The sequence below is a fragment of the Selenomonadales bacterium genome (genome assembly GCA_017442105.1).
GTDB lineage: Bacteria > Bacillota > Negativicutes > RGIG982 > RGIG982 > RGIG982.
The window spans coordinates 1-7755 of record JAFSAX010000092.1 but is presented as its reverse complement, the minus strand read 5'-3'; the positions used below and the strand labels follow the sequence as shown (position 1 = coordinate 7755).

The window sequence follows — 7755 nt, the reverse complement described above, 5'->3', positions numbered from 1 at the left end:
CTTCACATATTGATAAGATCAAAAGCAGACCTTGGTAAGGTCTGCTTTTTCTTTTGCTTGCGATTGATAATCTCTCGTCTGTTCGGGCAAGATATACCATAGTCTAAGCGGATGAATAAAGGGCGTGAGATAACTATGATGATCGGCAAAAAACTCATACTGCTCCTCGTTATCAGCATCTTTCTCGGTACGGCTGTATCCAATCTTATTGCCGAAGTAGCGAACGGATATTTTCACAGTACGATGGACAGCCTTGTCGGGGAATACGGAGAGTATGATTTTATCGTACAAGTACAAGAAGAGAAAAAAGAAGAAGCCAAGCCTGTCTTAGAAGAGGTGCTATCACAACACTTTGCGGGCGGGCACTATCAAGAAGCACCTGTCATTGGCGGGCGGGCGAACTTTTTTGTTGCGATTCCCGATGCATATAAATCAAAAGCTGTCTACGAGCGTATCGACTCTTACTTTTCCGTCCTGCCGGGTGCGGCAGGGCTCAGCATCATCAGTGAACCGCGATTTAGTATCCGTGGTGTACCGCAAGGAGCACTCGAACTTCTCAGCCGTGAACTCGAAGGACTTGAAGGAGTACGGTTCGTCTTTCTTGACGGGCCGACTATTCATGTGATGATACGCGATATGGCAGACAGCGCGCGTTTACAAGAAGAAGCCGCCCGCATCCTTACCGCCCATCGTGTCATAGAAATCAGATTCCCTGTCGGAGCAGAACCTTCTTCACCTGCAAGATTGGGCGAAGAGATGGCGCGCCAACTTCATACGAAATATCGCCCCGACTTCGTTCGCTATGTATCTGTTGATGAAGAGCGTGGTGAAGAGGCACGCCTCAGAAACGTACTGTCCGAGATGAAACGATTCTTATCGCTGTATCGGTCGAACGTGACGATAACATTGGCGGAAGGAAAGCGACTGTCTGTCGGTGATATCGTTTCGCTCAAAAGTGATACCGGAAACGTAACAGCGCGTGTAACAGCCGTTCAAGGCAAAACAGCGAGAGCAAACATCACGGCAGGCGATGCAGAGGATATCGGTGTGAATGCTGTCGTGTACCGATTTGATGAACAGACAGAAGAAACGCTCGTTGGCGATGCGATAACGGATAACCCGCGTTTGAGGCTCACACAGACGATCGGCTCGATCGGAGAGCTGTCTGCGGTCTTGCCGCAGAGCGGGCAGGATATCAATGTTCTCATCAAAGAGGCGGAGGCAATACTGAACGACTACGATGCGAAACTGTCAGCTATTCAAAGTGCGGCAAGTGAGATGGAAAAACTGTCCGCAGCCATCAGCGAGGCATCGGGCGAAGCAGCGCGTGCCGATACGACAAAGCTCCGTGACGATCTGGCACGCGCAACGAAAGCCGTCGATAATGTCGGACGATGGTTGACGCTCGTTTCGTGGGCAAGTCGCGATGTGCGCGAAGCCAAAACATCGCTTGCCGAAGTCGAACAGCATATGGTCACGCTCGGTACGTATCTTGATGAATTTCATACGCGAACACAAGAAGCGGAGAAGATCGAGCAGTTTTTCGGTGAGATGACAGACAATACAAGACGGGCAATCGCTGCGTTGGAAGGCTTCGATGCAGGGCGTGTACAAGCGTCGCTCGCACAGGCAGAGAGAGGGCTTCGTGCGCTTGCCGAAGCCGACATCGCATCGCTTGCAGGCGAGATGCAGTCTATTGCAGGCGCGATCCCGAACATGCGTGATGATGATATCGACGAAACGATAGCCATGCTCGATCGCTTGATAGAAGGGAATTTGGTACCCAATAAACGTATCCAACTGCTGACGACGGGAGAGCTTACGGCAGAAACGGCTTCGACGATGATATACGAGATGATCGGGCACGATAAAGCAAGCATCAACGAAAGCGATCTTGGCATCATTGAGCCGAACACGTATCTCGAAGTCTATCAGATGCTCTACGAAGTCAAACGCGTGTTGGCGGGACTGACGGCGATGGTACTGACAGTGCTGCTGTTGGTGCTCGATCATACGGCCGTTATCAGCATGATGAAACTGCGTCACAGAGAGCGATACGGGCGCAGTAAGATGTGGTCTTGGCGAAGGGTAGGGGAACTGTGGCAGGGAGCTTACGGTTACGGCAGTGGTATAGGTGCGCTTTTATTGACGAGCATCTTTCTTTTGGCGGGCGGCGGAGTACCGTATCTGCCGTTTCTCGTGATCCCTGTTATCGGAGGTCTGCTCGGCCTTATCGTCGCACGCTATGCTGAACGTATCAGCCCTGTTTCGGAAACGGAGATCATGGCAGGCGAGTCACTTGGTATGAGTGACAGCGAAATATTGGCAGAGATTGTTATCCCCGGTGCCAGACCGGGACTTCTTCAGCTATTAAACAGGTACACACTCAGATTTCGATAGGAGAGATCGTGATGCTGACAGTGAAAAATATAAGAAAAACGTACGGTGATATACTCGCCGTTGATGATGTATCGTTTTCGGTGCGGGCGGGGGAAACGGTCGCCATCATGGGGCCGAGCGGATGCGGTAAATCAACGACGATACGCATGATAAATAAACTCGTCATACCCGACAGCGGTTCTGTCTTGGTAGGTGGTCGAGATGTGCTGACACTTTCGCCGAGCGAACTTCGTCAAATGCGCAAACGGATCGGATTTGTCTTCCAGTCATTTCAGCTGATCGGTCGTCTGACGGCAAGAGAGAATGTCATGCTTGGCCTTGTAACGGACGGTATGGCGAAAGAAGAGGCTTCTGTCCTTGCTGACGAGATGCTCGCCAAAGTCGGTATGCAGGCGCATCGAGATGCTCTGCCGAGAGAACTGTCGGGCGGTGGGCAGCAGCGGGTAGCCATTGCGCGTGCGCTCGCTTTTCGACCGCCTGTGATATTATGGGACGAGCCGACGGCATCGCTTGACCCTATTTTGGTACGAGAAGTCCTCCTTATTATGGAAGAACTGGCAGAAGATCGTGCGGCGGCAATGGTCGTCGTCACGCACGAATTGCCGTTCGCGCTTCATGTTGCCGATCGAATACTCCTCATGGACAAAGGCCGTATCGTCGAAGAGGGCGCGCCCGAAACTGTCTTTCGCCATCCGCGCTCCGAAGTCGGCAGACAATATCGTGATTTGATAGAATATCAGACGGATCAGACATCACGCAGCCTGTAAGCGGAGAAGGCAAGAAAGTAGGAGAGAATCGCCGAAAATTCGCTTTTTGTACAGAAAAAAGAGAAGAAACGGGGCATAACTCTTGCGGGATAGAGGATAATTATGTACAATATAAGGAGGTATTTGTATCAAGGAGGATCGTATATGCAGCATCAAAAGACGCTTGCGCGTTCTATCTCGTATACGGGAATTGGATTACATTCGGGAAAAGACGTAACGATTACGCTTCATCCCGCAGAAGAACATACAGGCATCGTATTTAAACGTGTAGACTTGCCTTCTCAGCCGTCGGTTCGTGCTGTGGCAGGCAATGTCACCAATACGATGCGGGCAACGACGCTCGAAGAAGGCGAAGCTAAAGTATTCACAGTAGAACACTTGATGGCAGCCTTTCATGTTATGGGCGTAACGAATTGCCTCGTGGAGATCACCTCTCCCGAACCGCCTGTGGCAGACGGCAGTGCGAAGCTTTTTATCGGCTTGATCGAAGAAGCGGGTATCGCCGAGCAGAAAGCAGAGCAGAAGGTTCACGTAATAGACAAGGCATATACCGTACGCGACGGTGACAAGTTCATTACTGTTGTGCCGTACGATGGATTCAGAGTATCGTTTACCTCTGTCAATCCGCATCCGTACATCGGTATTCAATATGGTGACTACGAGATCACTCCCGATGAATTTAAACGGGAGATCGCAAATGCGCGTACGATCGCATTTGCGCATGAGATCGAAGCACTCCAGAAGATGGGGCTTGGTCTTGGCGGCAGTATGGAAAACGTAGTTATCTATGACAAAGAGCAGGCACTCAATCCGCTTCATTATGAAGACGAATTGGTGCGCCATAAGATCCTTGACGTTGTTGGCGATTTGGGCTTGACAGGCGGCCTTCGCGGTCATGTCATCGCAGTCAAATCGAGCCATGCACTCAATACACAACTTGCGAAAATGATTGTCGCAGCAAAAGAATAGGAGGAATTTAATATGATCTTGACTTCGGCTGAAATTAAAGAAATTTTACCGCATCGTTATCCGATGCTCTTGGTTGACCGTATTACTTCGATGGAACCGCTCGTAAGAGCAACAGGTATCAAAAATGTATCGCACAATGACCCGTTCTTTGAAGGTCACTTCCCCGATCGTCCGATCATGCCTGGCGTATTGATCCTTGAAGCAATGGCGCAGGTCGGCGGTATCGCACTCATGTACCCGGAAGAAAATCGCGGCAAGCTCGCTGTATTCGGCGGTATGGACAAAGTAAAATTCCGTAAACAAGTCGTGCCGGGCGACCAGCTCGTTATGCATGCTGAGATCCTTCGCATCAAAGGCACCATGGGTAAGATCCTTTGCCGTTCGTTCGTTGACGATCAGCTTGCGGCAGAAGGCGAATTCATGTTCGCACTCGTGTAACCGTAAGTACGCGATAATCGGTAAAGATTTGCCGAAAACGTGAGAATACGGCAGATATATCGTTCTCAAAGACGATTTTGACGAAAAACAGAGTACATAAAGCAGTTCATTATTTTGGACTATATAATTGATGTCATAACAGATTTTTGGCTAACAGATATAAATTGTTGGAATTTGGAAGAGCAGAAGGAGTTGTTGCGCTGATGAAAACTGAACAGGTGGCAGATTCGTTGCGGGATATCCATGAAACCGCAGTGGTTCACCCGGGCGCGCGAATTGGAGAAAATGTAAAAATCGGTCCGTATGCTGTCATTGGAGAGAATGTTGAGATCGGAGATGGTACTTCGGTCGGAGCACATGCTGTTATAGATGGTTGGACGACTATTGGTAAGAACTGCAAAATTTTCCACAGCTGTTCGATCGGCTGTGAACCGCAGGACTTGAAGTTCCACGGAGAAAAAAGCTATACGATCATCGGAGATAACACGATGATCCGCGAATATGCAACGGTGCACCGTGCAACGGGTGAAGAAGAAGTGACGAAAGTCGGTTCGAATTGCCTCTTAATGGCGTATACGCACGTTGCGCATAACTGCATCATCGGCAACAACGTTATCATGTCGAATGCAGGTATGTGTGCAGGTCATGCGATCGTAGAAGATCGTGCCGTTATCGGCGGTATGGCAGGTGTACATCAGTTCGTTAAGATCGGTCGCAATGCGATGGTCGGCGGCTTGTCGAAGATCACGCAGGATATTCCTCCGTTCGTTATCGTCGACGGCAATCCGAGCTATGTTGCAGGTCTTAACAGTGTGGGTATGTCGCGTGCGGGCATCAGCCCTGCAGCACGTCGTAATATCAAAAAAGCATACAAGATACTCTTCCGTTCGGGTCTTAGCTTATCGGAAGCGATCGCAGTTATTGAACAAGACGTAGAGTCTTGCGAAGAGATCGAACATTTTGTACGTTTCTTGCGCGGTGCCGATCGTGGTATCTGTCGTATGCGCAGAGATAACAACGATTAAGGAGAGCATTCCATGAAAAAAGTTGGATTATTGGCCGGTAACGGCAATTTGCCGATCCTGTTCACGCAGGCGGCTCGCTCGATGGGGATGGAGGTTATCGTTATCTCCCTCGTTGAGGATACACAGACAGCAATCTTGAAACAAGTTGCAAATAAAGTTTACGAGATCAGCGTCGGTCAGCTTGACACGATCATTCGTACGCTCAAAGAAGAAGGCGTTACGGAAGTAACGATGCTCGGCAAAGTAACGAAAGAGCATCTCTTCAACGGAACGGTTCCCGACATGAGAATGCAGAAGCTTCTGTTCTCGCTTCCTGATAAAAAAGATGATACGATGATGCTCGCGCTTGTAAAAGAACTTGCAGGCGAAGGTATCATGGTATTCGATCAGACACTTCTTATCAAACAACTTATGCCGCCTGTTGGTGTGCTTACGAAACGCCAGCCGACAGAAGCTGAACTTGCCGATATGGAGTTCGGCCTTGCTGCAGCTCGCGAGATCGGTCGTATGGACATCGGTCAGACAGTTGTTGTCAAAAACAGAGCCTTGATGGCAGTAGAAGCAATTGAAGGTACAGATGCTTGTATCAAACGCGGCGGTCTTCTCGGTCGCGGTGGGGTCGTTGTTGCCAAAACAGCGAAACCGCAGCAGGATCTTCGTTTTGACGTGCCTGCGATCGGCGTAAAAACGCTCGAATCTATGATCGAAGCAAAAGCCAGTGCGCTTGTTATCGAAGCGGGCAAAACACTCGTTGTCGACCAAGCACGTGTTGTACAGATGGCAGACGAAGCCGGCATTGCGATTGCTGTAATGGAATAGGAAACAGATACGCGATGGACGCAGTGACAGCGAAAGCGAATAAGCGGCGTGAATCGCGTTTTTGTTATATAACAAGATAAGTAGTATGGAGGTTGACAGGGTTGCTGAAAGTCATGTTTTCGGTCGGCGAAGCATCGGGTGACTTGCACGGTGCGAGCGTGGCAAAAGAACTGAAACAGAATATGCCGCAGATTGAGATGTTCGGTATGGGCGGCGCGAAGATGCGCGAAGCGGGCGTCGATATCTGCTATGATATTGCCGACCTCGGCGTGATCGGTGTAGCGGAAGTCATCAAGAATCTGCCGCGTTTTTTCAAACTGCGCGACGATCTCGGACGCTTGATGGACGAGCGTAAGCCTGATGTCGTTGTCGTTATCGATTATGCCGACTTCAATATGCGACTGGCTAAAGTCGCCAAAGACAAAGGCATTCCTGTCGTATCGTATATCAGTCCGTCGGCATGGCTGTGGCGCAAAGGCCGTGCTAAAACGGTAGCAAAAAACGTAGCCAGAGTAGCCGCCATCTTCCCGATGGAGGCAAAAGTTTACGAAGAAGCAGGGGCGGCCGTTACATTCGTCGGTCATCCGCTTCTTGATATCGTGAAGCCGAAACGGACGAAAGAAGAAGCGTATCGTCACTACGGTGCCGATATAGCTTCCCCCATCATCCTGCTTCTGCCGGGCAGTCGCTTGCAAGAGATCAACGGACTTTTGCCGCCGATGCTCGAAGCGGCAGAACAGATAGCGCGCCGTGTGCCAAATGCGCAGTTTTATCTTCCGCTTGCACCTACCGTGCCCGACGAGCTTGTTATGCCGATGCTTGAGCGCGTGAATGTCAAAGTTAATTGTACGCGCGATGGGGTGCACGACCTCATGCAGATCGCGACGATGGGTATTGCGGCAAGCGGTACCGTCACACTCGAAGCGGCAATATTGCAGATGCCGATGGTCGTCGTCTATAAGGTGGCCAAGCTCACCTATTGGATCGGACGCATCGTACTTGACTTGCCGAATTACAGCCTGCCGAATATCGTAGGCGGCAGACGCATCGTGCCCGAACTTATCCAGCACGAGGCCAATGCGGAAAGGATTCTTGAAGAATCCATGAAACTTCTCGAAGATGAAGCGTATTATCGTCAGATGAAAGACGGCCTTTTGGATGTCCTTCATCGTCTTGGTGAAGGCGGAGCAGTGGCAAAAGTCGCACGCGTTATCGAAGAAGTAGGAAATAAGGAGAAATAAGAATGAAGAACAGTTACAAACGCCTGTTTTCATATATCAGACCGTATATGGGACGACTGATCATGGCGATGATTTGTGCGCTGTTGGCCTCGGGTG

At 50.1% G+C, this 7755-nt stretch carries 7 protein-coding genes; all 7 read left to right on the top strand.

Features of this window, described 5'->3' with window-relative positions:
• Positions 1 to 135 precede the first annotated feature (135 nt).
• Complete coding sequence (locus tag IJN28_03535) at positions 136 to 2400, top strand: hypothetical protein (protein ID MBQ6712847.1); 2265 nt, start codon at positions 136 to 138, stop codon at positions 2398 to 2400.
• A gap of 11 nt (positions 2401 to 2411) precedes the next feature.
• Positions 2412 to 3167 carry an amino acid ABC transporter ATP-binding protein gene (locus IJN28_03530; GenBank protein ID MBQ6712846.1) on the top strand — a complete coding sequence of 252 codons (756 nt, stop codon included), beginning with the start codon at positions 2412 to 2414 and terminating at the stop codon, positions 3165 to 3167.
• Positions 3168 to 3311: 144 nt separating this feature from the next.
• Complete coding sequence (gene lpxC, locus IJN28_03525; protein MBQ6712845.1) at positions 3312 to 4136, top strand: UDP-3-O-[3-hydroxymyristoyl] N-acetylglucosamine deacetylase; 825 nt, start codon at positions 3312 to 3314, stop codon at positions 4134 to 4136.
• A gap of 12 nt (positions 4137 to 4148) precedes the next feature.
• The gene (gene fabZ, locus IJN28_03520) at positions 4149 to 4574 is read left to right on the top strand and encodes a 3-hydroxyacyl-ACP dehydratase FabZ (protein ID MBQ6712844.1); all 426 of its coding nucleotides are present in this window, start codon (positions 4149 to 4151) and stop codon (positions 4572 to 4574) included.
• 203 nt (positions 4575 to 4777) lie between these two features.
• Positions 4778 to 5599, top strand: coding sequence for an acyl-ACP--UDP-N-acetylglucosamine O-acyltransferase (gene lpxA / locus IJN28_03515; GenBank protein MBQ6712843.1), 822 nt, complete (start codon positions 4778 to 4780; stop codon positions 5597 to 5599).
• Between the two features lie 12 nt (positions 5600 to 5611).
• On the top strand, positions 5612 to 6418 hold the full coding sequence (gene lpxI / locus IJN28_03510; protein MBQ6712842.1) for a UDP-2,3-diacylglucosamine diphosphatase LpxI: 807 nt from the start codon (positions 5612 to 5614) through the stop codon (positions 6416 to 6418).
• Positions 6419 to 6519: 101 nt separating this feature from the next.
• The gene (lpxB, locus tag IJN28_03505) at positions 6520 to 7659 is read left to right on the top strand and encodes a lipid-A-disaccharide synthase (GenBank protein MBQ6712841.1); all 1140 of its coding nucleotides are present in this window, start codon (positions 6520 to 6522) and stop codon (positions 7657 to 7659) included.
• Positions 7660 to 7755 lie beyond the last annotated feature (96 nt).

Excerpts from the sequence above, each read along its gene's own strand:
- IJN28_03535 (MBQ6712847.1), top strand. The coding sequence starts at position 136 with ATGATGATCGGCAAAAAACTCATACTGCTCCTCGTTATCAGCATCTTT.
- IJN28_03530 (MBQ6712846.1), top strand. The coding sequence starts at position 2,412 with ATGCTGACAGTGAAAAATATAAGAAAAACGTACGGTGATATACTCGCC.
- lpxC (MBQ6712845.1), top strand. The coding sequence starts at position 3,312 with ATGCAGCATCAAAAGACGCTTGCGCGTTCTATCTCGTATACGGGAATT.
- fabZ (MBQ6712844.1), top strand. The coding sequence starts at position 4,149 with ATGATCTTGACTTCGGCTGAAATTAAAGAAATTTTACCGCATCGTTAT.
- lpxA (MBQ6712843.1), top strand. The coding sequence starts at position 4,778 with ATGAAAACTGAACAGGTGGCAGATTCGTTGCGGGATATCCATGAAACC.
- lpxI (MBQ6712842.1), top strand. The coding sequence starts at position 5,612 with ATGAAAAAAGTTGGATTATTGGCCGGTAACGGCAATTTGCCGATCCTG.